Below are 23,963 nucleotides of genomic sequence, written 5' to 3'. Positions count from 1 at the left end.
ACCCACCCTGCGCTTGTTTCCTTGACGGCCCCCGTCCGCGCGCTCCTTTGGCCGCGGGCGATGAACTCAGGAAAGACGGTGGCAACAGGGCCAACCGGGTTCCTCGTGCCGACCGCACCGAACAGCCGAAAGGCTGGGCTCCGAATCTAGGAATCCGGTGTGCGGTTTTCTTCAACAGCCTCAGGAGAAAGACCATGCAACTCGCATCCCGCTTCGCTCACCACTCCCCCGCATTGCGCAGCGAAACCCCGCTGTCCGATGACCAGATTCGCAGGGTGGCCCCGTCCATCTTCGCGGACGCTCCGCATGAGAGCCGTTCCGAGCGGTACAGCTACATCCCCACCGCCGCCGTGTTGACCGAGCTTCGCAAGGAGGGTTTCCAGCCCTTCATGGTGTGCCAAACCCGCGTGCGCAACGAAGGCCGGCGCGAGCACACCAAACACATGCTGCGCCTGCGCCACTCCAACCAGATCAACGCCCGCGAAGCCAATGAAATCATCCTGCTGAACTCGCACGACGGCACGAGCAGCTATCAATTACTGGGTGGCATGTTCCGCTTCGTTTGCAGCAATGGCCTTGTCTGCGGCGACACCATGGGCGATGTGCGCGTGCCCCACAAAGGCGACGTGGCCGGGCATGTCATCGAGGGCGCCTATCAGGTGCTAGGTGGCTTCGAGCATGCGCAGGAATCGCGCGAATCCATGCAGGCCATCACGCTGGATGCAGGGGAATCGGAAGTGTTCGCCCGCGCTGCGCTGGCCCTCAAGTACGACGACCCGACCAAGCCCGCGCCCATCACGGAATCGCAAATCCTGATGCCGCGCCGGTTCGATGACCGCCGCCCCGACCTGTGGAGCGTGTTCAACCGCACGCAGGAGAACTTGACCAAGGGCGGATTGGCTGGCCGCGCCGCCAATGGCCGCAGGCAGCGGACCCGGCCCGTGCAGGGCATCGATTCCGACATTCGCCTGAACCGCGCCCTGTGGCTGCTGGCCGATGGCATGCGTCAGCTCAAGGCCTGAACCGTTCCCCCGCCGGAGGGGCGGTTCCCCTCCATTCCCTTGTTTCACTCGATTGGAGATTCACCATGAACGCCGTTACCTACACCGAAGCCCAAGCCCTCGACACCCGCGCCAACGTGCTGCAAGCCGCCGACCCGAGCAAGCACATGATTCTGGTTCCCCTGTCGCGGCTGGTGCTGCGCCCCACGGGCCGCAACGTGCGCAAGACCCCGCGCATGTCCATTCCCGAACTGGCCGCGAGCATCCAGCGCGTGGGCTTGCTGCAAAACCTGATCGTGATTCCCGCTGCCGATGGCGAGCATTACGAGGTGGTGGCCGGTGGTCGCCGCCTTGCGGCCCTCAAGCTGCTGGCGAAGAAACACCGCATCGCCAAGGATTGGCAGGTGCCTTGCCTGCAAGTGGCCGATGGCACGGCCCGTACCGCGAGCCTCACCGAGAACGTGCAGCGCGAAGCCATGCATCCGGCAGACCAGTTTGAAGCGTTTGCGGCATTGGTGGCCGAAGGCCGCCCCATCGAAGACATTGCAGCGGATTTTTCCGTCACGCCGCTGGTGGTGCAGCGCCGCTTGAAGCTGGCGAACGTCTCGCCGCGCCTGATGGCGGACTACAGGGCCGATGCCGTGACGCTCGATCAGTTGATGGCGCTCTCCATCACCGACGATCACGCCGCGCAGGAGCGTGCGTTCTACGATGCGCCGCTGTGGCAACGCAGCCCCTCCGCGCTGCGCGAACGCCTGACCGAGCGCGAGATTGACGCCTACCGCCATCCGCTCGTGCGCTTCGTGGGGCTGGATGCCTACGAGCAGGCAGGCGGCGGAGTTCGCCGTGACCTGTTCGCGGAGGATGACGCGGGCGTGTACCTGAGCGACGCCGCCTTGCTGGAACGGCTGGCGCAAGACAAGCTGGCAGGCATCGCCGCCGAGGTGAAGGCCGAGGGCTGGGCTTGGGCCGATGCCACGCCCGGCATGACCCATGCCGACCTGCACGCCTTTCAGCGTGCGCCGAGGGAGCGGCGCGCACCCAACAAGCGCGAAGCACAGCGCATCGAGAAGCTGCAAGAGAAAATGCGCGCCATTGGCGAAGCCGTGGACGCCGCGATGGATGCCGAGGACGAGGAGAAGGCCGACGCCTTGCAGGAGGAAGGCGAAGCCCTGGGCGAGCAGTTGCAGGCGCTGGAAGAAGGCTTGCGGGGATACGGCGCGAACGTGAAGGCCGCAGCCGGTGCCATTGTGACCATCGACCGCAACGGCGAAGTCGTGATTCATCGCGGGCTGCTGCGCGAGGCCGAAGCTAAGGCGCTGCGCACGCTCGAAAAGCTGCGCCAAGGCTTCAGCGACCCGGACGCCGCGAACGATGACGAAGGCGAGGAAGACGAAGCGCCCAAGACAGCAGCGATTTCCGACCGACTGGCTCAGCGCCTGAGCGCCCATCGCACCGCTGCACTGCAAATCGAGGTAGCCCGGCATCCACAGGTGGCGCTGGCCGCGCTGGTGCATGGCATGGTGCAGACCCTCTTGCAGGGCCGCTACTACGGTCATGATCTACCGCTGGGCGTGCGCCTGACGGTGCAAGACCGGCTGGAAGGCATGGCCCCGGACTGGCCCGATTCACCCGCCGCCGTGGCGCTGCGCGAATTGCAGCAGGCGTGGGGCGGCAAGCTGCCCGACGACAGCGCCGAACTGTTCGCCGCGCTGCTGGCGATGGAGCAAGGCGAACTGGTCAAGCTGCTGGCCGTGTGCGTGGCTTCGACCGTGGACGTGGTGACGCCGCGTGCCACGGTACAGCAGCCGGGCGCGGAACTGGTGCAGGCTGTGGGCCTCGACATGGCCGCATGGTGGAGGCCGACCGCAGAAGGCTACTTCAAGCACGTTCCGAAGGCAGCGATTCTGCAAGCCGTGGGCGAGTTGGTGCCCGAGAGCGTCAACCGGCTGGCGAAGCTCAAGAAGGCCGACATTGCCAGTGAGGCCGAGCGGCTGGTGAACGGCAAGGGCTGGATGCCTGCCATCTTCAAGACGGCAGACGCGCCCGAGGAAGGCCTGCAGGATGCGGCGCAGGACGGCGCGGAAGCAGCCGCCACCGTGACGCATGAACCTGCCGAGGCATTGACCGCCTGACCCACGCCGAAGGCAAGCGCCCCGCCCGGGGCGCTTTGCCGCAGGGAGCCGAACCATGCCCATCATCAACACCACCAGCCGCCCGCGCATGGCGGCAATCTACGCCCCCGGCACCGTGCGCCCCGCCGCTGGCACGGCGAGGGCGACGTGCGCGGCTATCGTCCGCCCTCGGGTTGGACGGCACGCGCCGACCTCACGGACATTCATCCCATCACGGGCCGTGCCTTGGCGCGGGCCGTGTGGTGGATCATCGAGACGAAGGAATAACCGTCGTCGACACCGCGCCCAGGCCGTTCCGCCCTGGGCGCGGTGAACTTCAAAAATCCGGGCGCGGCGGTGGCCGCGCCCGGTGTTGAGAGCCGACAGCCCAATCAGAACGCCGCCGCCTTTGCAGGCCCGGCTGCGGTGTTGGCGCGTTGATACAGATGGCGCGAAGGCGCAATCACACCTTGATCGGGCCAAACATCCCCGTGTAGATCAGCGTTTCCCAAACCTTCTTGATCCCCTGTCCGGTCTCCTGGCTCACGAACAGCGACGATCGCGCGCCATGGGGGGCGCCCAGGAAATACGAGCGCATCGACTCCCATGTCTCCGCGACCTGGGACCAGGTCCAGCACGGAACCTCTTTCTCCAGGATCAAAGGCACTGCGATGGACAGCGGGATCATCTTGTCCATCGGTAAGGGCTCTTCCCAGTTGCACTTGACCAGTATCGGGGTGGCTTCTGGGTTGTAGAACTGCACATCCAGCTTCTCCGCTGTGATGTAAGCAGCGTGGTGGCGAGGAAGGGCTAGAACCGAGTCCAAGACCTCCTGACCATCGCCATAGGGACAGGTGATGAATCCATTGGCGAAGTACCGCGTGTGGTCGAGGCCTTTGTAGCCGCAGCGATCACTCGGTGTGGTGACGGGGTGGCGGCTATCGTGGTTGCGCACCAGTGGGTGCCATGAAGGGTATCTGTCAACCACCGGCCCGAGTTCATCCACGATGTCCTGCAGCGCTTGCTTGCTTCGCGCTCTTTCAGATTCGTCCGCATCCCGGGGGCGCAGGACAAGGTATTTCTCCACTTCTTCGTACCCGGCTTGCGCCGCTTCGTCTGCTCGAAATGCCATGATAGAACCGTCTTTCCTGATTTATGCGCGATGTTGATGAGTTTCGCATAAAATTGATGTTTTGTGCAAATTATGTCTAATTCATGTGGATCGCCAAGGATGGGGGAGGTTTTGCTGGGTTTTGGCGTGTCGACGCTAGCGCCGCCAAGCTCTCGGGCTGCGCCCCGTGCCGACTTCGCTGTCACGGCCATTCGGCTTCGATCCCTTGTATCTTTGAAGTGCGTGTTCGGCAATGCCGTCACGCCCGGACCTGCCAGGGTTCGGGGTTGGCCGCAGCATGTAGCCCGTCATCCCTCGGTGCCACTTGAGCCCGTGCGTGAGTCCTGGGCGCATGCTCGCGCCCGATCTCTGAAAGCCCGAACAGTTGCGTGAACGCCGTTCGCATTTGCAAGGAAGGGACGCGGAGATCATGGCCAATCAAGTTGCAGTCGGTATCGACATCTCCAAGAAGACCATGGATGTAGCCATCGGGCACGAGCAGTCCACGGCCATATTCAGTAACGATGGTGCTGGGCACCAAGCGCTGATCGCAGCGTTGAAGAACCATCCGGTCTCGCTGATCGTGATGGAGGCGACTGGACAGTACCAACTGGCCTGTGCTTGCGCTCTACAAGCTGCGGGATTCGCTGTCATTGTCATCAACCCTCGGCAGGCCCGGGACTTCGCCAAGGCCATGGGGCGATTGGTCAAGACCGACAGCGTGGATGCCAGGATGCTGGCTGAACTGGCGCAGGTGCTGAACCAGCGTCCTGATCGAGATCGCTTCATCAAACCGATGCCAGACCAGGTACAACAACACCTGCATGCACTGGTGCTTCGACGGCGGCAGTTGGTACGCTTGCTGGTCAGCGAGCGCCAACGCAAACACATGGCGCATCCGGAGGTCGTGCAAGATATTGCGGAACTGATGGATATGCTCGCGACGCAGCTTGAGGCGCTGGATCGAAGGATTGCGGAGCATCTGGCTCAATACCAGTCCGATCTGGCCACATTGCTCAAGAGTGTCAAGGGAGTTGGCCCGGCGACGGCTGCGACGCTGATTTCCGAGCTGCCGGAGCTTGGCCAGCTCAAGGCCAAGCAGATCTGCGCGCTGGTAGGTGTCGCACCGATGAACCGGGACTCAGGCCAGGCTCGCGGTAAACGCATCATTTGCGGCGGGAGGGCTACGGTCAGGAGCGCGTTATACATGGCCGCCATCGTTGCCATGCGGCACAACGCCGTGATACGGCGTTGCTATGAGCGCCTGCTGGCGGCTGGCAAGCCGAAGAAGGTTGCCATCGTGGCCTGCATGCGCAAGCTGCTGATCATCATGAATGCCATGGTCAAAACCGGGCGGCCATGGAATGACCAGCCTGCTCCGGCGTGACTTTCTATATGGTGGGCGGTAGTCACCATGCCCGGCCTGCGCACTGCGCCGACTGGCTTCAGATACCGATCGCCATGACCCAGCCCGCCAGCCCGGCCAGCAGCACCACGAGCGCTGGAGGCACGCGACCCACCGTCAGTAGCCCGAACGCAAGCAGCGCCAGCCCAAAATCCGCCTTGCCGTGGATGGCGCTGGTCCACATAGGGTCGTACAGGGCCGACACCAGAATGCCGACCACGCCAGCATTGATGCCTGCCATGGCCGTCTGGATACCCGCGCGGTGGCGTAGCCCTTCCCAGAACGGCAGCGCGCCGACCAGCATGAAGAAGGCCGGGAGGAAAATGATGCCCAGCAGGGCCAGCCCGCCGATCCAGCCATGCAGCGGCCCGTGGGCGACCGCGCCGAGATAGGCCGAGAACGTGAACAGCGGTCCCGGCACTGCCTGCGCCGCGCCGTAGCCGGCGAGGAAGTCAGCGTTGCTGACCATGCCACTGGGCACCACGGTGGCCTGCAGCAGCGGCAGCACGACGTGCCCACCGCCAAAGACCAGCGCACCAGAGCGGTACACCCCTTCCAGCAGCGCGACCGTGGACGAGCCCGTGGCAGCGGCCCACAGGGGCAGCCCGACGAGTGGCACTGCGAACAGCAGCAGCGCCACGATGCCCAGCTTGCGCGAAACCGGGTAGCTGTGGGCCTGGCCGCCGCCAGGTTGCGCGATCTTCAATCTCCACCAGCCCAGGAATCCCGCCGCCGCGATGGCGGCAAGCTGTCCCGCGGCTGAGGGCATGATCATGGTCAGCAGTGCCGCCAGAATGGCCAGGGCGGCACGGGGCCGGTCAGGACACAACGACTTGGCCATGCCCCATACGGCCTGCGCCACGATGGCCACGGCTACCACCTTGAGCCCATGGATCCAGCCGGACTGGGCCAGCCCGTGGTACTCGGCGATGCCAAAGGCGAACAGGATCAGCGCAATCGCCGACGGCAAGGTAAACCCCGCCCAGGCCGCCAGCAGCCCCAACCAGCCCGCGCGGCCCAGCCCCAGCGCCATGCCCACCTGGCTGCTGGCCGGCCCTGGCAGGAACTGGCACAGGGCGACCAGATCGGAATAGCTGCGGTCGTCCAGCCAGCGGCGGCGCTCGACAAACTCCGAGCGGAAATAGCCCAGATGCGCGATCGGTCCACCGAAGGAGGTCAGTCCCAGTTTGAGGAAGGCGCCGAAGACTTCGACGGGTGAGCCACGTGCGGCTGCGGCCTCATGCTGCAAGGTGTTGGTGGAATCTGTCATCTGTGCATCGCCTCCCCGGTGAATTCTCGGATGCGTTCCTTGGCCAGCGCCAAGCCTTCATTGCCCTTGGGTGTAATCGTGTAGAGCTTGCGCACGGTGCGCCCCTCACGCTCTTGGCGGGAGACGAGGTATCCGTCGCGCTCCATCTTGTGCAGCATTGGGTACAGCGTTCCAGGAGACAGGCGGTAGCCGTGGTGGGCTAACTCGTCGATCATCCATTGCCCATAGATCTCCTGCTCGGCCGCGTGGTGCAGCACATGCAGGCGGATCAGCCCTGACAGCAGGTCGTGGTGCTCCATGGCGCGGGGTGTTGGTTGCTCTTTCATATCGAATAACGATAACGAAAGTCGATATTATCACGGCACGCAGATGCCCCGAAGAGGCGCGCCTCTTCGGGCGCGCTTGGGAGGCTTGACTTTCAAGACAGTTGCTCACGTCTTCGCGCCAACGGCGCTGCGCGCTTTGTTTGCCTCCAGGGGAAAGCCCTGCGGGCTATCCCCGCCGCGCAGGCTTGGCGCCCCTGCATACCTCGAACCGGCGGCGCCGGATCGGCCATGCCAGCGCCGACGCGCGCTATGGCGTGTCACTCTTCTTCGCCACAGTCTCCAACTCCTGGCGCACCTGCGCCAGCAGCTGGTCGGCCTGCTGCAGGTCGTCGCAGGCATAGGCCAGGGTCAGCAGCGTGAGCGGGTGCACCTCCATGACCTCGCACAGCTCGGCCAGCTTGTTCAAGGTGGGGCTTTTGAGGTCGCGCTCCAGCGTGCTCATGTAGGTGCGGCTGGACACGTCGGAGAACGCCTCCTGGCTCAATCCACGCGCTTTCCTGATGGTCTTTAGTGCCTCCGACAATGTATGTTTCGCTGCCAACCTTGGATCTCCCCAAAATCCAAGATGACAGCCGATTGCGCCCTATAGGACTACAATCTATAGTGTTCAACTATGCTCGCCTGCCGCTTTCGTGCTTTTACGGAAATCCGTATCTGTGGCTTCTCACAGAAGCGCAAAGCCGCATCCGTGTCTTTCCTCAAACCCGCCGATGCGGTTTTGCGCTTTCACGCTTCGGCGGTTTTGTGCGAATGAGGGGACGCCCATGAACCAGCTCATCACCGAGGACGAGCGCAGGCTGTTGCTGGAACACGGCCAGGCCCGCGCCGCTGGCCGGGCCATCGACCCGCTGCCCGTGGTGCGGCTGTTCACGCCGGACGCACACGCCACCTGGCTGCTGGTATCGCTCGACCCCGCCGACGGCGATACGGCCCATGGCCTGATCGACTTGGGGATCGGCATGCCCGAGCTGTGCGAGATCAAGCTGTCCGACCTCACATCCATCGTCGGGCCGAGCAAACAGCCCGTGATGCGGGACCGGTATTTCCGGGCGGTGCGCCCGTTGTCGGAGTACCTGCGGCTGGCTCAGGAGAATGGTTCCATCCTCGATTGAGCCGTTCGCGCCCAAGCCAAGCCGGGCGCATTGAGACTATTTCGGTCTTGCTCCAGACCCGTCAGGTCTTAGTCCGCACTGTTGCACCAAATCGGTGCCATCGTGACGTAAACGGTCATGATGCCGGCCGTGCCATCGGGCACGGTGGATATCGCAGGAGGCGCGCATGTTCTCGCGCGCCACCGTCGCATTCAGACGATCCATGCAACCCATCGGATGCATTTCGTCTTGACACGCAAGTTACTAAGCTACCAGCTTATTCACGATTGGATGCTAGTTCGATGCGGTGACGTTTGCGTGTGAAACCGGTGACGGCCGTCCTGCTCTACGGGAGCTTGCGTCATGGCCGAACCGCACCACCTCGCGCACTGGTATCCGACTGCCGCCTACCTCTACGTGCTGTGCCTAGACACGCTGGCGCTGGCCTGGGAATACCTGCGCCGCCATCCTGACTACCAGCTCGACTGGCTGCGCCGTGCGCACCGCCCCGATGCTGCGCATCGCTGGGGCATGCGTCTGCTGGAAGACCCAGCCCTGGATGCGCGTGACGCGCATCCGGCCTGGCTCCCCGGCCATGAGGCCGTGGTGCAACTCCACCCCGATGCCGATCCGCCACCGGATGCCGAGCCGTTCGCGTTTTGGCGTATTCCCGGCCACAAGCAACTGTTGCATGACGGCAAGGGACTGGCGCTGATCGCGCGCAGCCCCGGCCATTGCCTGCGCTATGCGCTGGCGCCTGGCCTGGAGGACGGCATGGCCGTGGCCCATGCCTACCGTGGCCGTGGGGCCACCCACGTGCCTGACACGCCAGCACCCATGGCTCGGCCCCGGCCGCCCCCTGCCGCGTTGATGGAGCTGCACACCCTGCAGGCGCTCGATGCGACCCTGGCGGGCGCGTCCTTGCGCGAGGTGGCTGAAGGCCTGTTCGGCGCGGATACCGCGGCCGGTTGGTACAGCGATGGCGGCTTGCGCTCCAAGGTGCGCCGCCTGGTGCGGCGCGGCGATGCGCTGATGCGCGGCGGCTATCGACGCCTAGCACAGCTTGCGCCGCTTGAGAAGGGCCGTTTTGAAGGCCACGCAAAACGACCCTGAGCAGGAGAGCTTCGTTTTCTGAGACTGCCTCCATCCGGTTGCGCTGTGTGGCCGGAGCCCTGCAACCGATGGAGGTTCTCACCATGCGTCCTGCTCCCTTGCGGCCTGCCGCCGCACCCGCAACCACCCCGGCCGCTGCCGCGCAACCGCAGCGTTATCTGACCAACGACGAGGCCGCCGACTACCTGCGGCTGTCGCCGCGCACGCTGGAAAAGCAGCGCGTGCTGGGTGGCGGCCCCAAGTTCCGCAAGTTCGGCCGGCGCGTCATGTACGCCGTGGCCGACCTCGATGCCTGGGCTTCCGAGCGCAGCTTCGAGAGCACGTCCGATCCCGAATACGCCGAGCAGCACTCGGCGGACAGCCGTGCGCGCTGACCGCTGGAGCGCCGGAGGCCATCGCCATGTCCAGCCCCTTGGGGCAAGTTCGGCAGGAACGCGAGCAGCTCGATCTGTTCCGTGCCCTGCCGGGCGACATGGCGCCGCGCGACAGCCAGGACCTGATGGCCTTTCCGTTCTTCTCGCTGGCGAAGTCGCGGCGCACGGAGCCGATCGACTTCCGCGCCAGCGGCATCACGATCCGCGTGGAGGGCACGCAGGAGCATGGCATCGCCACGATCTGGGATGCGGACGTTCTGATCTGGGCCGCCAGCCAGATCGTGGAAGCGCGCGATGCGGGCTTGCGCCCGTCGCGGCTGATGCAGGCCACACCCTACGAGATCCTGCGCTTTATCGGGCGCGGTACGTCGCTGCGCGACTATCAGCGCCTCAAGGCGGCCTTGGATCGCCTGCAGTCCACCACGGTGGCCACGTCGATCCGGGAGACAACCGGAAGGCGGCTGCACCGCTTCTCGTGGATCAACGAGTGGAAGGAGCTGGCCGATGCCCAGGGCACACCCTTGGGGCTGGAGCTGATCCTGCCGGACTGGTTTTACGCGGGCGTCATGGATGCTGCGCTGGTGCTGACCATCGACCCAGCGTATTTCCGGCTGACCGGTGGGATCGAGCGGTGGCTGTACCGACTGGTGCGCAAGCACGGCGGGCGACAGCCTGGCGGCTGGCAGTTCGACTTCCAGCACCTGTACCGCAAGTCGGGCAGCGTGGCGCGGTACTACGACTTCGCCGCCGACCTGCGGGCACTGGTGGCGCGGCAAGCCTTGCCTGGCTACCAGTTGGGCATCGAGTACGTCTCGGGCATTGCCTCGCCGCTGCTGACGTTCCGGCCCGTGCCGTCCACGGCACGGGGATAACTGCTGCGCAGCCTGTGGACGGACTCGTGCTATCAGGCAACAGAGGTATCGTGCTATCAGGCAACGAATCCTCGTGCTATCAGGCAACAAAATCGGCCGCCAAGCCAATGATGGCGCGGGTTTCGGCCTCTCCTAACTTCCCTAACTTAAATTCTCTAACTTTTAGTAGAAGCGCCGCGTCTCGGTGGACAACCACCCAACCGGCGAGCGAAGGGCACGAAAACCAGCAGCGACAGCCGGGCTCTCCAGCAGGGAGGGCCAGGCTATGATCGTCGCGCTGCTCAACCAGAAAGGCGGCGTCGGCAAGACCACGCTCGCCACCCACATCGCCGGCGAGCTGGCGATGCGCGGGCAGTCGGTCATCCTGCTGGATGCCGACCCGCAAGGCTCCGCACTGGACTGGACGCAGCGCCGCAGCCAGCAAGGTTTGCCACGGCTGTTCAGCGCCGTGGGCCTTGCACGCGAAACGCTGCACCAGGAGGCGCCAGAACTCGCCAGGCGGGCTGATCACGTCATCATCGACGGGCCACCGCGCATCGCCGCCTTGGCGCGCTCCGCGCTGATGGCAGCCGAACGCGTGCTGATCCCGGTGCAGCCCAGCCCTTACGACCTGTGGGCCAGCGCCGAGATGGTGGCGCTGATCCGCGAGGCGCAGGTGTTTCGGCCTGCGCTGCGCGCGGCCTTCGTCATCAACCGGCGCGTAAGCACCACCGTGATCGGGCGTGAAGCACGCGGCGCGCTGGCCGATCAGCCACTTCCTGCGCTGCACTCGGAAGTGCATCAGCGCATCGTGTTCGCCGACAGTGTGGCCGCTGGCCGGCTTGCGCGCGAGATGGCGCCAGACAGCGCCGCCGCGCGCGAAATCACTGCGCTGGTCGATGAACTGCTGCGGTGGCCGTCATGAGCAGTCCTGCCAGCAAGCGCACGGGCAAGCGCATCGGCATCGGCATCGGCGCGCGTCCGCCCGCGAATCCGCACGCCGAGGCGTGGATTCGCCAGGGCAGTGCCGATGACCTCCAGAAAGGCGACCTCTACACGGCCCGCCTGACCCTCGACATCACGCCCGCCATGCGGGCGCGCATCAAGGTATCGGCCTTCACGCAAGGCGTGACGGTGGCCGATCTGTTGCGCGCGCTGCTGGAGCGGGAATTCCCGGAGAAGTCCTCATGAACACACCCGCCTCGACGGCTTCGGCACCGCCGTCCATCCCGCCTGTCGGCGTGGCCGACGGCGTGCCGCTGACGCGCGTTGCGCTCGCATACATCGACCAACGCTTCGACCTCTACCTGCGCTTCGGTGATCCTGCTCGCATCATCCGGTTCGACCGCTGGCGCCGCTGCGCGGTGTTCACACCGAACGCGGTTCTATGCCGCATCCGTTGGCAGGCCAACGACTACGGCACGATCCGCTGGCAGCTCATGGTGATGCAGGCTTGCATGCCGATGGATGGCGCGCAGCGCATCCCCGGCGTGCAACCAGGCGCACGCCTGTTGCTGCACGTCGAGGGTGAGCAATCGGTGCGTGCCGTGCTGGCACGCATCGACGCCATTGAGGCGCTGAGCATCGCACCTGCTGGCACTTCGCCCGCGTACTGGCGCACGCTGGGCAACCGGCTCGCGGCGCGCTTGCCGTTGCCCGAATACAGCGCCGAGCGGCACGCCGCCTGGCTGGCCGGGAGGGCGCTGTCATGACCACGATTTCTGTTCCCACTGCTCTCACGCATCCACACTCGCGCCTGCGCGCCCGCCTCATGCTGGCGGGCCTGTCCGCCTGCGGCCTCGCTGCGCTGGCCTGGGCGTCCTTCGTGCATCCACTGCCGCGCCTGACCTACAACCCGTCCGACAGCGTGGCGGTCGGCTGGTATCGCGTCGATCCGCTCGACCATCGCACCAGCTCGCTGCCACGTCCTTTGTCCGTGGGCAGCATCGTGCTGGTGCCGATGCCCGCAGAGGCTGCCGCCCTCGCTGCGCATCGCGGCTACCTGCCGACGCGCATCCCGTTGCTCAAGCGCGTGGGCGCGATGGCGCCGCAAGAGGTGTGTATCGCTGACGGCAAAGTCCGCATCGACGGCGTGCCTTCAGCCGCCGTGCTGCCTGCCGATCGCTGGGGCCGGCCGCTGCCATCCTGGCAGCAGTGCCGTCGCCTTCAGCCTGGCGAGCTGTTCCTGCTCAGCGTGACCAATCCGGCGTCGTTCGACAGCCGGTATTTCGGGCCGGTCAGCGCAGCCGCCGTGATCGGCGTTGCGCGCCCGGTTTGGCTGGAGTCGCGCCCATGATGGCCGCCGATTCGCTGTACGTCGCCATGCATCTCATCGTGCCATCGGGCGTGTCGTTCCGCTGTTCGTCGCCGTGTCGTCGCGCATGCAGTGCGTGTGCATTCGCACCGCACTTCGCGCTGTCTCAGGCGCAGCCGTCCCACGTGCAGGCGTCTTGCCTCGAACACGGCTGGCCTGCGGCCATCGCCGTGTTCGCCGGTGCGCTGGCTGCTGGTGCAGCCTTGCCACCGGGCCGCAATTGCCGGGAGCGGATGCGGGAGGCAAATGCGGAAGGCAAGACAAAAGGACGCGGCACCGGGCCGCGCCCAAAGCCTGTCTGCACATGGGGGTGGCGCGGCACGGAGCGGCTTCGCCACCGTGCCGCGTGGGGCGCGAGGCCCGCGCCAACGCAGGCATGTCCGCGTGCTTTGCACGACAGGACACGCCGTAGCTTGCGGGGAGCGCATCCATGACCGACCACCGCGACGACGATTTCCGCGTGCGTCCCAGCGCCCCGAAGAACCGGGGCAAGGGCCAGGGCCAGAGCTTCGTTTCCAAGGTGCTCAAGCAGGCGGGCAAGGCCAGCGGCGGCAAGTCCTCGATACGCCATTCCGCCGTGTCCGGCGGCCAGCGCGCAGGCCAGCGGCCCGGCTCGCGCCTGGGGCGCGGCCACACGGCGGCGCGTTTCGCCGGGGCGAAGCTGACGCCCATGTCGCGGCGCGTGACCATCAAGACGCTGCTGGTCAATCACCAACGGGCCAGCCCGCAGTCACTCGCCAAGCACCTGCGCTACATCGAGCGCGACGGTGCGGGCCGCGATGGCGAGCCGGGTCTGGCCTACGGGGCGCAGGCCGACGATGCCGACCTTGAAGCCTTGAAGGAACGCTGTGCCGATGACCGGCACCATTTCCGCTTCATCGTCTCGCCCGAGGATGGCGCCGAACTGGACGACCTGCGCACCTACACGCGGCATCTGGTGAACCGCATGGAAGCTGACTTGGGCACGCGGCTGGATTGGGTGGCGGTGGATCACTGGAACACCGACAACCCGCACACCCACCTGATCGTGCGCGGACGCGACGACACCGGCAAAGACCTCATCATCGCGGGCGACTACATCGCCCACGGCTTCCGCCACCGGGCCGCCGAGCTGGCGACGGAATGGCTGGGGCCGCGCACTGAACTGGAGATCCAGCAGACCTTGCAGCGCGAGGTGGAACAAGAGCGGTGGACGAGCCTCGACTGCACGCTGCAACGCGAGGCCGGCGAGGATGGCCGGGTGCAGATCGAACGCTTCAATGAACCAAAGCTGCAACGCCAGCGCCTGCTGTTGATCGGCCGCCTGCAACGCTTGCAGCGCATGGGCCTGGCCGACGAGACGCAGCCCGGCACCTGGGCCGTCCATGCGGATGCCGAGAAGACCTTGCGCGCCCTGGGCGAGCGCGGCGACATCATCCGCACCATGCAGCGGGCCATGAGCGGCCAGCCGCGCGAGCTGGCGGTGTTCGAGCCCGGCGACGACGGCCGCACCGTCATCGGCCGCGTGGCCGCCAAGGGGCTGGCCGACGAGTTGCACGACCGCGGCTATCTGGTCATCGACGGCGTGGACGGCAAGGCCCACTACGTCGCGTTGAACACCCGCGACGAGCTGGCGAACTATCCCACCGGAGCCGTGGTGGAGGTACGCGGTTCCGCCGTGGTGCGGGCGGCCGACAGGAACATCGCCGCGTTGGCGAGCGATGGCCTCTACCGCACCGATCATCACCTGGCGATCGAGCAAGGCCGAGCTGAGCCCGGCCGCGACCCGCAGGAGGTCGTCGCGGCCCACGTCCGCCGGCTGGAAGCCCTGCGCCGGGCCGGCATCGTGGAGCGCGTGGCCGATGGCTTATGGAGGGTGCCGGACGACCTGGCCGAACGTGGCCGCCAGTACGACTCGCAACGGCTGGGCGGCGTGGCCGTAGAGCTGAAATCTCATCTGCCGATTGAGCGGCAGGCACGCGTGATTGGCGCCACTTGGCTCGACCAACAACTGATCGGTGGCGGCAAGGGGCTGGGCGACTCGGGCTTTGGCGGTGACGCCAAGCAAGCCATGCAGCAGCGCGCCGACTTCCTTGAAGAACAGGGGCTGGCCGAGCGGCGGGGACAGCATGTGATCCTCGCCCGGAATCTGCTGGGCACGCTGCGCAATCGAGAACTGGCGCAGGTCGCCAAGGACATTGCCGCCGAAACCGGCCTGGAGCACCGCCCGACCACAGACGGGCAACGTGTAGCAGGTATCTACCGCCGATCCGTCATGCTTGCCAGCGGGCGCTACGCGGTGCTCGATGACGGGATCGGGTTCAACTTGGTGCCGTGGAAGCCTGTGATTGAGCGGCGACTAGGACAGCAACTTGCTGCGACAGTCCGGGGCGATACGGCGGTTTGGCATTTCACGCGGCAGCGCGGGTTAAGCCAGTGATCCACCTCACGACGATGGCTTTTATGGGGTCGTCATGCCTCTCAACTTGCCGCTACGCGCAAAGACAGGTTACAATTCAAGAGCAATTTTCAAATTCACAGCCAACACTATTGGAGTATCGACCAGTGTAACTATCAGTCTCGCAGCGAGCCGTTTCCTAATTTCAATCTTCGCTCGCACGAGGCTGTATGTATGACTGGCTGTGGTTTGCCAGCCCATAGTCTTGGGCTGTTCTCTATTCCGGGATCGGAAAGAGGCATTCGCGCCTAGTCCCGTTCCAGCCTGCGGCCGAGCCTGCACCGGAATAGATCAATGATGAAATCCTTACGTCAGGACTGGTTCTCCAATGTCCGACGCGACCTGTTAGCAGGCGTTGTTGTAGCGCTTGCCCTTATCCCTGAAGCAATCGCTTTCTCGATTATCGCAGGCCTTGATCCCAAGGTCGGCCTGTATGCCTCATTCTGCATAGCCACAGTGATAGCTTTCACTGGCGGTCGCCCTGGCATGATCTCGGCAGCCACAGGCGCGATGGCATTGCTGATGGTCACCCTCGTTAAAGAGCACGGGCTGCAGTACCTGCTCGCTGCCACCGTCTTAACCGGTGTACTCCAGATCATCGCAGGCTGGCTGCAACTGGGCACGCTGATGAGATTTGTTTCACGCTCAGTTATTACTGGCTTCGTAAACGCCTTGGCCATTCTGATCTTCATGGCTCAACTGCCGGAGCTGACGAACGTAAGCTGGCACGTCTATGCCATGACGGTTGCAGGCCTGGGCATCATTTACCTCTTCCCTTACGTTACTAAGGCGATACCGTCGCCGCTTGTCGCCATCGTGGTGCTGACAGCCGTCTCGATCTTACTCGGCCTCGACATTCGCACAGTAGGCGATATGGGGCAGTTGCCCGACAACCTGCCGGTGTTCCTACTGCCCGATGTCCCGTTGAGCTTGGAGACACTCCAGATCATCTTCCCAGTATCTGCAACTTTGGCCGTAGTGGGTTTGTTGGAATCCATGATGACGGCTTCCATCGTCGATGACCTCACCGACACGAGCAGTAACAAAAACCGGGAATGCGTAGGTCAAGGCGTCGCAAATATCGCGAGCGGCTTTCTTGGCGGAATGGCCGGTTGCGCGATGATCGGTCAGTCGGTCATCAATGTGAAATCCGGTGGCCGCGGCCGTCTCTCCACATTGGCCGCTGGCGTATTTCTTCTGCTGATGGTGGTTTTTATCGGTGACTGGGTGGCCCGTATCCCAATGGCAGCACTCGTCGCTGTGATGATCATGGTGTCCATCGGCACCTTTAATTGGGCCTCGATCCGTAACTTGCGAGAGCACCCTAAAAGCTCCAGTGTGGTGATGCTCGCGACTGTCGCTATGACAGTGGGCACCCACGATCTGGCCAAAGGCGTGCTGGTTGGTGTGCTGCTCTCGGGATTTTTCTTCGCCCAAAAGGTCGGTCGGATCTTCCATGCCTCCTCGCACACGGAGGACGAAGGCCGCATGCGCGTTTACACCATTACCGGCCAAGTGTTCTTTGCATCGGCCGAACGCTTCGTCAATTCATTCGACTTCAAGGAAGCCATTGAAAAGGTGCGAATTGACGTCGGCCGCGCCCATTTCTGGGACATCACTGCGGTTAGCGCCTTGGACAAGGTAGTCATCAAATTCCGGCGAGAAGGTACGGAAGTGGAGGTGACTGGCCTGAACGAGGCCAGCGCCACGATGGTGGACAAGTTCGGGATTCACGACAAGGACGGCGCAGCGGACATGCTCGCAGGCCACTAAGAGGAGAGCAAATCATGAAAAACGAAAATAAAGTGCTTGCTTGCGTCGATCAATCACGCTACGCGGTTCATGTGGCCGACTGCGCTGCCTGGGCGGCACGCCGTATTGATGCTCCGCTGGAGCTTCTGCACGTGATCGACAGCCATCCCGAGCGGGCAACGGATGACGATCACAGCGGCGCAATCGGTATCGACGCTCAAGAGAGTCTGTTGGCACATCTGTCTGCAGAAGATGAAGCACACGCCAAGAGCGCGAGGGAGCAAGGCCGGTTGTTTTTGAACCGACTGCGCGAACGCGCAATCTTGGCAGGTGCAGCCCGTGTCGATGTGCGACAGCGCCACGGTTCTCTGGAAGATACGTTAATTGAGCAAGCGCAAGGCTTGCGTTTGCTGGCGTTGGGGCGAAGAGGCAAAGGGGCCAGAACGCACGAAAATGAGCTAGGCCATCACGTCGAAAACATTATTCGCGCTTTAAAGCTTCCGATTCTTACTGTAAGTGAAGAATTCAAGCCTCCTGAGCGCGTCATGATCGCTTTTGATGGCGGCACTGCAATTCGGCGTGGCATGGAGATGTTGTCCAGCAGCCCTTTGCTGCGAGGCTTGCCCATCAGAATTTTGATGTCTGGAAATCAATTTGGCGGTCAAGCCAAATCGCTTGAATGGGCGAAGCAAACTCTGTCGAGAGCGAGCTCTGAAGTGACCGCTTCGCTAGTGCCCGGAGATGCCGGAGCAGTGGTCGAAAAGGCAGTGAAAGAACAGGAAATTGACCTGCTCATTATGGGGGCATTCAGTCACTCGCCACTGCGCGCTCTTCTGTTCGGAAGCAAGACGGCTGAATTACTGCGTTCGTCACACATTCCAATTCTTCTACTGCGTTAAGTCTTGATCAACGCCACTAATTGGCTGTCAGGTTTGAGCCAAACCGATCACCGTCAACCGGCAATACATCTGGATGGGAAGTTTGAAGCGAACTAGTTGATCTGCGCTGCATAAGGCGATTTGTCCCGCTGATAACAACCTGTCCTTTTAGAAGTTTTCAACACATTGGCGGTTCATGACGAGAGTTTGTTGAAAGGCGCGCGTGAGCGGTGGCCACGCGCCTATGGACAGGGAGATTCCTATGGAATTGCGTCATCTACGCTGCTTCTTGGCCGTCGCAGAAGAACTGCACTTCGCACGCGCCGCTGAAAAACTACACATCGAGCAATCGCCGTTATCGCGCACCATTAAAGAACTAGAAGCTGATGTCGGCGAGCAGCTATTCATCCGTACTAGCCGCAGCACTCGATTGACACGGGCAGGGAAGCTTTTCCTCGAGCATGTTCCTCGCACCTTCACGGCCTTACAGCAGGCTCGCGATAGCGTTAAGGCAGCGGCCAATGGCTTTCATGGGCAACTGCGCATCGCTCTGTCTGACGGCATCACGCCTTCACGTTTACCGACGTTACTCGCGCTATGTCGGCAGGAGGAACCCGAAGTCGATTTGCGCCTTTTCGAGGTGCCGCTTTCTCAACAGATCAAGGGGCTACATGACGATCTATACGATGTTGGGTTTGCGCAGTGGAACAAAGTCGGCCAAGGTATCGTAGCCGAGGCGGCGTGGCGTGATGCGTTAATGGTGGCAGTGCCTGCGCGGCATCCATTGCTCAGGTACAAGCGCATTCCGCTTGAAGAGGTTCTGCGTCATCCACTAGTGCTTTGTGATCCTTCGATTTGCGAAGGGCATGCCCGGCAGGTTGACGGCATGCTTCAGCGAGCAGGCCTGGAACCGCTGATTGCAGAACGTGTTGCGTCCTTCGACCTAATGATGGCGCTAGTGGCAGCAGGCTTTGCCTTGGGTTTAGCCGGAGCGCCACATATCACAGGTAGCCGCGAACCCGGCGTAGTCGCCCGTTCGCTGGCAGGGCGAACTCCCATGCTCGTTACGTATGTGCTGTACCGCGAGGACGAGTTCACCGAATCGGTGACACGATTCAAACAGCGCGTCCACGCAATCGACTCTCCCGAAGGGACGGAAAAACCCACGTTTTAAACCCTATCTGCGAGAGGATGTCGGATCATGATTTTGAAGCTGATTGCCCCGTTCTTGCTGGTTGCTGCAATCACCGCCTGCGGCCCATCCGAGCCGTCGAACCAGGAAGCTATTGTGCCGACCGTCGAAGAGCTGGCCGCCGATCCCGAGCGCTTGAAGGAACTGCGCCTCCAGTGCAAGACCGAGCGCCCGACGATGGGCGACGTGCTGTGCAACCGGGTGGCCGAAGCGACGAACAAGCGCTTCTTCGGCGACGGCAAGGTGCCTTACACGCCATCGGAAACGCCGCCGAAGTTCTGACCGTTGGCGGCTTGCCGCATATCCTGTTTTTCTTTCTTAACACGCCGCAGCGCGCTCATGCCTGCGGCGTTTTTATTGGCTTTGTCCCTGCATGAAACCATGCTTTCTGCATCACCTTGCTGCCGATAACGGTCTTTGACCGGCACTGAACCGACACCGATCCTGACGTCTGCGGCACGCCTTCGTGCCGCGTTTTCCACGGGGAATCAGCGCAGGAGAAATCGGAGGCCAAGGTATGCAGGCTCAAGGTGTGTTGTTCGGGCAGATCGCCGCCGTGTTCGGCATCGTGATCGCCGGTGTGTGGGTTGCCACGCAATGGACAGCCGCAGCCTTGGGCTACCAACTACGCCTGGGCTCGCCCTGGTTCGACTTCCACGGCAAGCCGGTCTATTACCCGTGGAAGCTTTTCGAGTGGTGGTTCTTCTTCGATGCCTACGCGCCGCAGGTCTTCGACACCGGCGGCATGATCGCGGCAAGCAGCGGCCTGCTGGCCGTGGCGGTCGCCATCGCCATGTCGGTGTGGCGCTCGCGCCAGGCGCGCAAAGTGACGACCTATGGCTCGGCCCGCTGGGCCGATGCCGCCGACATTCGCAAGGCCGGGCTGACGCAGCCTGCTGGCGTCTTTCTCGGCCAGCATGACGGCCACTACCTGCGGCACGAAGGGCCGGAACACGTCCTGACCTTTGCGCCGACGCGCTCCGGCAAGGGCGTGGGCCTGGTGGTGCCGACGCTGCTGTCCTGGCCGGCATCCGCCGTCATCCATGACATAAAGGGTGAGAACTGGCAGATCACCGCTGGCTGGCGCAGTCGATTCAGCCACTGCCTGCTGTTCAACCCGACCGATGCCAGTTCAGCGGCCTACAACCCGCTGCTGGAAGTAAGGCGCGGCGCGCATGAGGTACGCGACGTGCAGAACATCGCCGATATCCTGGTCGATCCCGAAGGCGCGCTGGAGAAACGCAACCACTGGGAAAAGACCAGCCACGCGCTGCTGGTCGGGGCGATCCTGCATGTGCTGTACGCGGGGGAAGACAAGACGCTGCGCGGCGTCGCCAACTTCCTCAGTGATCCGGCCAGCCCGTTCGAGCTGACCTTGCACCGGATGATGACGACCAAGCACCTGGGCGGTGCCCAGCATCCCGTCGTTGCATCCGCTGCCCGCGAAGTGCTCAACAAGTCGGACAACGAGCGGTCGGGCGTGCTGTCCACCGCCATGTCGTTCCTTGGTCTGTACCGTGATCCGACCGTGGCGGAAGTCACTTCGCGCTGCGACTGGCGCATCGGCGACCTGATCGCAGCAGAGTATCCGGTATCGCTGTATCTGGTAGTGCCGCCTTCCGACATTTCGCGCACCAAGCCGCTGATCCGGCTGATCCTCAACCAGATCGGCCGGCGGCTCACCGAATCGCTCGATGGCAGTGACGGTATCGAGCGCCGGCACAAGCTGCTGCTGATGCTCGATGAGTTCCCGGCGCTTGGCCGTCTGGACTTCTTCGAGACGGCGCTGGCCTTCATGGCGGGCTACGGCATCCGCAGCTTTCTGATCGCGCAGTCGCTCAACCAGATCGACAAGGCGTACGGGCAGAACCATTCGATTCTGGACAACTGCCATGTGCGCGTGACCTTCGCCACCAACGACGAACGAACCGCCAAGCGTATTTCAGAAACTTTGGGCACCGCCACTGAGTTGCGCGCCCAGCGCAACTACGCAGGCCACCGGCTTGCACCGTGGCTGGGGCACCTGATGGTGTCACGCCAGGAAACCGCACGTCCGCTGCTGACGCCGGGCGAAGTGATGCAACTACCGACCGATGAAGCGGTGGTGATGGTGTCCAGCGTCGCACCGATCAAGGCGAAGAAGCTGCGCTACTTCGCCGACGCCAATTTCAAACAACGGGTATTGCCCCCGCCTGTAGTAACGGCTGGCCCCTACGCCGATGTACCGCCTGCACGACCTGACGATTGGAGCGGCCTGGCAATACCCGCGGTTCCTGCGGCACCGGCCACGGCATCCGCCGATGACCTGGAGGCCTTGGGCTCGACTGACGACGGCGGCCCACGCCGCCAGCCCGAACTGTCGGAAGCCATCGCCTATGCCCCCGAGATGGACGCCCCGACCAGCGATCTGTCGCTGCTCGATGACGACGACATGCCCCCGGTGCTTCCCGACCAGCTCGACCCCGCACTGCAACGCACGGCGCGACTGGCTTCTCTCGACCCCAACGACGGAATCAACCTATGAGCCAATACCGATTGAACCTGTTCATTCAGCACGAGCACGCCAAGCGCCTGGACGAGCTAGCCACGAAGAAAGGCGTCTCGAAGTCCAGCATCGTCGCCGCTGCCTTGGCGTCCTGGCTGTCGCCCGATGCTGGCGACCAGCGTGAGGCCGCCATCGCCAAGCGGCTGGATCGTCTGTCGCGGCAGGCCGAGCGTCTGGAGCGTGACCAGAACATCCAGATCGAAACGCTGGCGCTGTTCATCCGCTACTACCTGACCGTCAGTACGCCGGTGCCCGAAGCCCATCAGGATGCGGCTCGCGCTCAGGGCAAGGCTCGTTTCGAGCAGTTCGTCGAACAGTTGGGTCGGCACCTGATGCGTGGCCGCAGCCTGGTGCGCGACGTGGTGGAAGAACTGCACCCCCAAGGTCGTGAGTTCGGCATGCGCATGGACGACGCGGCGGCGTTGGCCGAAGCCCATCAACGCACAGCGGAGCGTGCGTCATGAGTGCCGTTCCACAGACCCCGCCCGATCCACGCTCATCCGCTGAGGCGTCCCAGGATCGCCGCATCCAGATGCTGCGCACGGCGATGGGGCCGGTGATCGCTGCTGCGCTGGAAGACCCGGACGTTGTGGAGGTGATGCTTAACCCCGACCGGACATTGTGGGTGGATCGGCTGTCCTCTGGCCGTGCGCCGCTCGGCGTCGAACTGCCCGAGGCCGATGGCGAACGCATCATCCGCCTGGTGGCCGCCCACGTCGGTGCGGAGGTACATCGCGGCCAACCGCTCTTGACTGCCGAGCTGCCGGAGACGGGCGAACGCTTCGAGGGCATCTTGCCGCCCGCTGCACCTGGCCCGGCCTTTGCGCTGCGCAAGCGTGCCGTGAGCATCATCGGTCTGGATCGCTATGTGGCCGAAGGCATCCTGACTGCTGGGCAGGCCGAGTTTCTGCGTCACGCCGTGCGCGAGCGGCACAACATCCTAATCGCCGGAGGCACCAGTACCGGCAAGACCACGCTGGCCAATGCCTTGCTGGCCGAGATCGCCGCCACCGGCGACCGCGTACTGGTGCTCGAAGACACCATCGAACTGCAATGCGCTGCCCGTGACCATGTGCCGCTGCGCACCCGCGCAGGCGTGGTGTCGATGCAAGAGCTGGTGCGCGCCACGATGCGGCTGCGCCCGGATCGCGTGATCGTCGGCGAAGTGCGCGGCGGCGAAGCGCTGGATCTGGTGAAGGTCTGGGGCACTGGCCACCCCGGTGGCATCGCCACCATCCATGCCGGCTCCGCCTTGGGTGCGCTGCTGCGCCTGGAACAACTGATCCTCGAAGTGGCGGTGCATCCGCCCCGCGCCCTGATCGCCGAGGCGGTCAATGTCGTGATCCACATCGCAGGCCGTGGACGCAAGCGCCACGTCGAAACCATTTCTCGCGTCGTCGGTTTCGACGGCGAGGGCTACCGCCTGGCGGATGCGCTGGAAGCACCGTTCTCCGAGCTTCCGCCGGTTCCTCTTGCAGCCGCTGCCGCTGCGCCTTCCTCGATCCCTGACCAACCTGGAGAACTGCCATGACGCAGATGCACGTTCCTGCTTTCCGCTTTTCCGTAAATCCGCTTTCCCACCTGTCCAGCCTGGCACGACTGCGTAGCCTGGCCCGCCCCGCACGGCAAGGGCTGCTGCTGGCAGCGCTGCTGCTGTTCCTGGCCGGAACCGCGCAGGCGGCCGGTTCCTCGATGCCGTGGGAAGGCCCGCTGCAATCCATTTTGGAGTCGATCCAGGGGCCGGTGGCTCGCATCGTCGCGGTCATCATCATTATTGCGACGGGCCTGGCGCTGGCCTTCGGTGATACCAGCGGTGGCTTCCGCAAGCTGATTCAGATCGTCTTCGGCCTGTCCATCGCCTTCGCGGCTTCGAGCTTCTTCCTGTCGTTCTTTAGCTTCTCCGGCGGGGCCGTCGTATGAGCACGGCCACCGATCTTCCGGGGTTTGAAGTGCCGCTGCATCGCTCACTGACCGAGCCGATCCTGCTGGGCGGTGCGCCGCGCACCGTAGCGATCGCCAACGGCACGCTAGCCGCCGCCGTCGGGCTGGGCCTGCAACTGTGGATTCCCGGCGTGGTGATGTGGATCGTCGGCCATTCGCTGGCGGTTTGGGGGGCGCGTGTCGATCCGCAGTTCATGCAGGTCTTCGCCCGGCACATCAAACACAAGCCGCTGCTGGACGCATAGGGA

At 63.8% G+C, this 23,963-nt stretch carries 26 protein-coding genes and 1 pseudogene; 22 read left to right on the top strand and 5 right to left on the bottom strand.

Annotation, left to right across the window (positions count from 1 at the left end):
• The first annotated feature begins 194 nt into the window (after window positions 1-194).
• From ACZ5YA_RS14795 to ACZ5YA_RS14785, 3 genes and pseudogenes are all read left to right on the top strand, one after another.
• Entirely contained in the window at window positions 195-1,022 is an 828-nt protein-coding gene (locus ACZ5YA_RS14795; protein ID WP_024570161.1) for a DUF932 domain-containing protein, read from the top strand.
• A 65-nt stretch (window positions 1,023-1,087) separates the two neighbouring features.
• A complete protein-coding gene (locus ACZ5YA_RS14790) occupies window positions 1,088-3,136 on the top strand; it encodes a ParB N-terminal domain-containing protein (protein ID WP_019043441.1) in 2,049 nt (682 codons plus the stop codon).
• A gap of 55 nt (window positions 3,137-3,191) precedes the next feature.
• A pseudogene (locus ACZ5YA_RS14785) lies at window positions 3,192-3,403 on the top strand (hypothetical protein).
• A gap of 175 nt (window positions 3,404-3,578) precedes the next feature.
• Here ACZ5YA_RS14785 and ACZ5YA_RS14780 read toward each other — a convergent pair.
• Window positions 3,579-4,247, bottom strand: a complete 669-nt coding sequence (locus ACZ5YA_RS14780; protein WP_019043442.1) for a hypothetical protein — start codon at window positions 4,245-4,247, stop codon at window positions 3,579-3,581.
• Window positions 4,248-4,656: 409 nt separating this feature from the next.
• Between ACZ5YA_RS14780 and ACZ5YA_RS14775 the strand changes: the two genes are divergently transcribed.
• Window positions 4,657-5,613, top strand: coding sequence for an IS110 family transposase (locus ACZ5YA_RS14775; RefSeq protein WP_024570162.1), 957 nt, complete (start codon window positions 4,657-4,659; stop codon window positions 5,611-5,613).
• A 58-nt stretch (window positions 5,614-5,671) separates the two neighbouring features.
• On the opposite strand, the gene chrA is transcribed toward ACZ5YA_RS14775, so the two are convergent.
• The 3 genes from chrA to ACZ5YA_RS14760 form a co-directional block, all read right to left on the bottom strand.
• Window positions 5,672-6,901, bottom strand: a complete 1,230-nt coding sequence (chrA, locus tag ACZ5YA_RS14770; protein ID WP_019043444.1) for a chromate efflux transporter — start codon at window positions 6,899-6,901, stop codon at window positions 5,672-5,674.
• Complete coding sequence (locus ACZ5YA_RS14765; protein WP_019043445.1) at window positions 6,898-7,200, bottom strand: PadR family transcriptional regulator; 303 nt, start codon at window positions 7,198-7,200, stop codon at window positions 6,898-6,900. Before ACZ5YA_RS14765 ends, chrA begins: the two co-directional genes overlap by 4 nt.
• 274 nt (window positions 7,201-7,474) lie before the next feature.
• Complete coding sequence (locus ACZ5YA_RS14760) at window positions 7,475-7,768, bottom strand: helix-turn-helix domain-containing protein (RefSeq protein ID WP_024570163.1); 294 nt, start codon at window positions 7,766-7,768, stop codon at window positions 7,475-7,477.
• A gap of 223 nt (window positions 7,769-7,991) precedes the next feature.
• On the opposite strand from ACZ5YA_RS14760, the gene ACZ5YA_RS14755 reads away from it, so the two are divergent.
• The 13 genes from ACZ5YA_RS14755 to ACZ5YA_RS14695 all read left to right on the top strand — a co-directional run bounded on the left by ACZ5YA_RS14755 (window position 7,992) and on the right by ACZ5YA_RS14695 (window position 19,511).
• Window positions 7,992-8,339, top strand: a complete 348-nt coding sequence (locus ACZ5YA_RS14755) for a DUF2958 domain-containing protein (RefSeq protein WP_019043447.1) — start codon at window positions 7,992-7,994, stop codon at window positions 8,337-8,339.
• A 342-nt stretch (window positions 8,340-8,681) separates the two neighbouring features.
• Window positions 8,682-9,431: a DUF2285 domain-containing protein gene (locus tag ACZ5YA_RS14750; RefSeq protein ID WP_019043448.1), complete on the top strand. Its 750-nt coding sequence runs from the start codon at window positions 8,682-8,684 to the stop codon at window positions 9,429-9,431.
• A gap of 83 nt (window positions 9,432-9,514) precedes the next feature.
• On the top strand, window positions 9,515-9,805 hold the full coding sequence (locus ACZ5YA_RS14745; RefSeq protein ID WP_024570164.1) for a helix-turn-helix transcriptional regulator: 291 nt from the start codon (window positions 9,515-9,517) through the stop codon (window positions 9,803-9,805).
• Window positions 9,806-9,831: 26 nt separating this feature from the next.
• A complete protein-coding gene (locus ACZ5YA_RS14740) occupies window positions 9,832-10,677 on the top strand; it encodes a replication initiator protein A (protein ID WP_019043450.1) in 846 nt (281 codons plus the stop codon).
• A gap of 265 nt (window positions 10,678-10,942) precedes the next feature.
• A complete protein-coding gene (gene parA / locus ACZ5YA_RS14735; protein ID WP_019043451.1) occupies window positions 10,943-11,581 on the top strand; it encodes a ParA family partition ATPase in 639 nt (212 codons plus the stop codon).
• Window positions 11,578-11,847: a hypothetical protein gene (locus ACZ5YA_RS14730; RefSeq protein WP_019043452.1), complete on the top strand. Its 270-nt coding sequence runs from the start codon at window positions 11,578-11,580 to the stop codon at window positions 11,845-11,847. Before parA ends, ACZ5YA_RS14730 begins: the two co-directional genes overlap by 4 nt.
• Entirely contained in the window at window positions 11,844-12,368 is a 525-nt protein-coding gene (locus ACZ5YA_RS14725; RefSeq protein ID WP_019043453.1) for a DUF2840 domain-containing protein, read from the top strand. Before ACZ5YA_RS14730 ends, ACZ5YA_RS14725 begins: the two co-directional genes overlap by 4 nt.
• Window positions 12,365-12,952, top strand: a complete 588-nt coding sequence (locus tag ACZ5YA_RS14720; protein WP_019043454.1) for a S26 family signal peptidase — start codon at window positions 12,365-12,367, stop codon at window positions 12,950-12,952. Before ACZ5YA_RS14725 ends, ACZ5YA_RS14720 begins: the two co-directional genes overlap by 4 nt.
• Before the next feature lie 448 nt (window positions 12,953-13,400).
• Window positions 13,401-15,389, top strand: a complete 1,989-nt coding sequence (locus ACZ5YA_RS14715) for a relaxase/mobilization nuclease and DUF3363 domain-containing protein (protein WP_019043455.1) — start codon at window positions 13,401-13,403, stop codon at window positions 15,387-15,389.
• A gap of 312 nt (window positions 15,390-15,701) precedes the next feature.
• A complete protein-coding gene (locus ACZ5YA_RS14710) occupies window positions 15,702-17,180 on the top strand; it encodes a SulP family inorganic anion transporter (protein WP_019043456.1) in 1,479 nt (492 codons plus the stop codon).
• A gap of 14 nt (window positions 17,181-17,194) precedes the next feature.
• The gene (locus ACZ5YA_RS14705; RefSeq protein ID WP_019043457.1) at window positions 17,195-18,058 is read left to right on the top strand and encodes a universal stress protein; all 864 of its coding nucleotides are present in this window, start codon (window positions 17,195-17,197) and stop codon (window positions 18,056-18,058) included.
• 241 nt (window positions 18,059-18,299) lie between these two features.
• Complete coding sequence (locus ACZ5YA_RS14700) at window positions 18,300-19,211, top strand: LysR family transcriptional regulator (RefSeq protein ID WP_134283722.1); 912 nt, start codon at window positions 18,300-18,302, stop codon at window positions 19,209-19,211.
• Window positions 19,212-19,244: 33 nt separating this feature from the next.
• Entirely contained in the window at window positions 19,245-19,511 is a 267-nt protein-coding gene (locus tag ACZ5YA_RS14695; protein WP_024570447.1) for an EexN family lipoprotein, read from the top strand.
• Here the strand turns inward: ACZ5YA_RS14695 and ACZ5YA_RS14690 are convergent.
• Window positions 19,478-19,711, bottom strand: coding sequence for a hypothetical protein (locus ACZ5YA_RS14690; protein WP_127913711.1), 234 nt, complete (start codon window positions 19,709-19,711; stop codon window positions 19,478-19,480). The two genes, ACZ5YA_RS14695 and ACZ5YA_RS14690, sit on opposite strands and share 34 nt — an antisense overlap.
• Window positions 19,712-19,746: 35 nt before the next feature.
• Between ACZ5YA_RS14690 and ACZ5YA_RS14685 the strand changes: the two genes are divergently transcribed.
• The 5 genes from ACZ5YA_RS14685 to ACZ5YA_RS14665 are packed head-to-tail and all read left to right on the top strand — an operon-like array spanning window position 19,747 to window position 23,960.
• Window positions 19,747-21,753: a conjugal transfer protein TraG gene (locus tag ACZ5YA_RS14685; RefSeq protein WP_019043460.1), complete on the top strand. Its 2,007-nt coding sequence runs from the start codon at window positions 19,747-19,749 to the stop codon at window positions 21,751-21,753.
• Window positions 21,750-22,238 carry a hypothetical protein gene (locus tag ACZ5YA_RS14680; protein WP_023083102.1) on the top strand — a complete coding sequence of 163 codons (489 nt, stop codon included), beginning with the start codon at window positions 21,750-21,752 and terminating at the stop codon, window positions 22,236-22,238. The genes ACZ5YA_RS14685 and ACZ5YA_RS14680 overlap by 4 nt, the downstream gene beginning before the upstream one ends.
• The gene (gene trbB / locus ACZ5YA_RS14675) at window positions 22,235-23,305 is read left to right on the top strand and encodes a P-type conjugative transfer ATPase TrbB (protein ID WP_019043462.1); all 1,071 of its coding nucleotides are present in this window, start codon (window positions 22,235-22,237) and stop codon (window positions 23,303-23,305) included. Before ACZ5YA_RS14680 ends, trbB begins: the two co-directional genes overlap by 4 nt.
• Window positions 23,302-23,694: a TrbC/VirB2 family type IV secretion system protein gene (locus ACZ5YA_RS14670; RefSeq protein ID WP_019043463.1), complete on the top strand. Its 393-nt coding sequence runs from the start codon at window positions 23,302-23,304 to the stop codon at window positions 23,692-23,694. The genes trbB and ACZ5YA_RS14670 overlap by 4 nt, the downstream gene beginning before the upstream one ends.
• Window positions 23,691-23,960, top strand: a complete 270-nt coding sequence (locus ACZ5YA_RS14665) for a VirB3 family type IV secretion system protein (RefSeq protein WP_019043464.1) — start codon at window positions 23,691-23,693, stop codon at window positions 23,958-23,960. The genes ACZ5YA_RS14670 and ACZ5YA_RS14665 overlap by 4 nt, the downstream gene beginning before the upstream one ends.
• Window positions 23,961-23,963: the final 3 nt, after the last annotated feature.

It is taken from the genome of Achromobacter sp. JCM 18799, from assembly GCF_055395645.1.
Note: the sequence above shows the minus strand (reverse complement) of the source record. Positions and strands in the feature narration are given on the sequence as shown.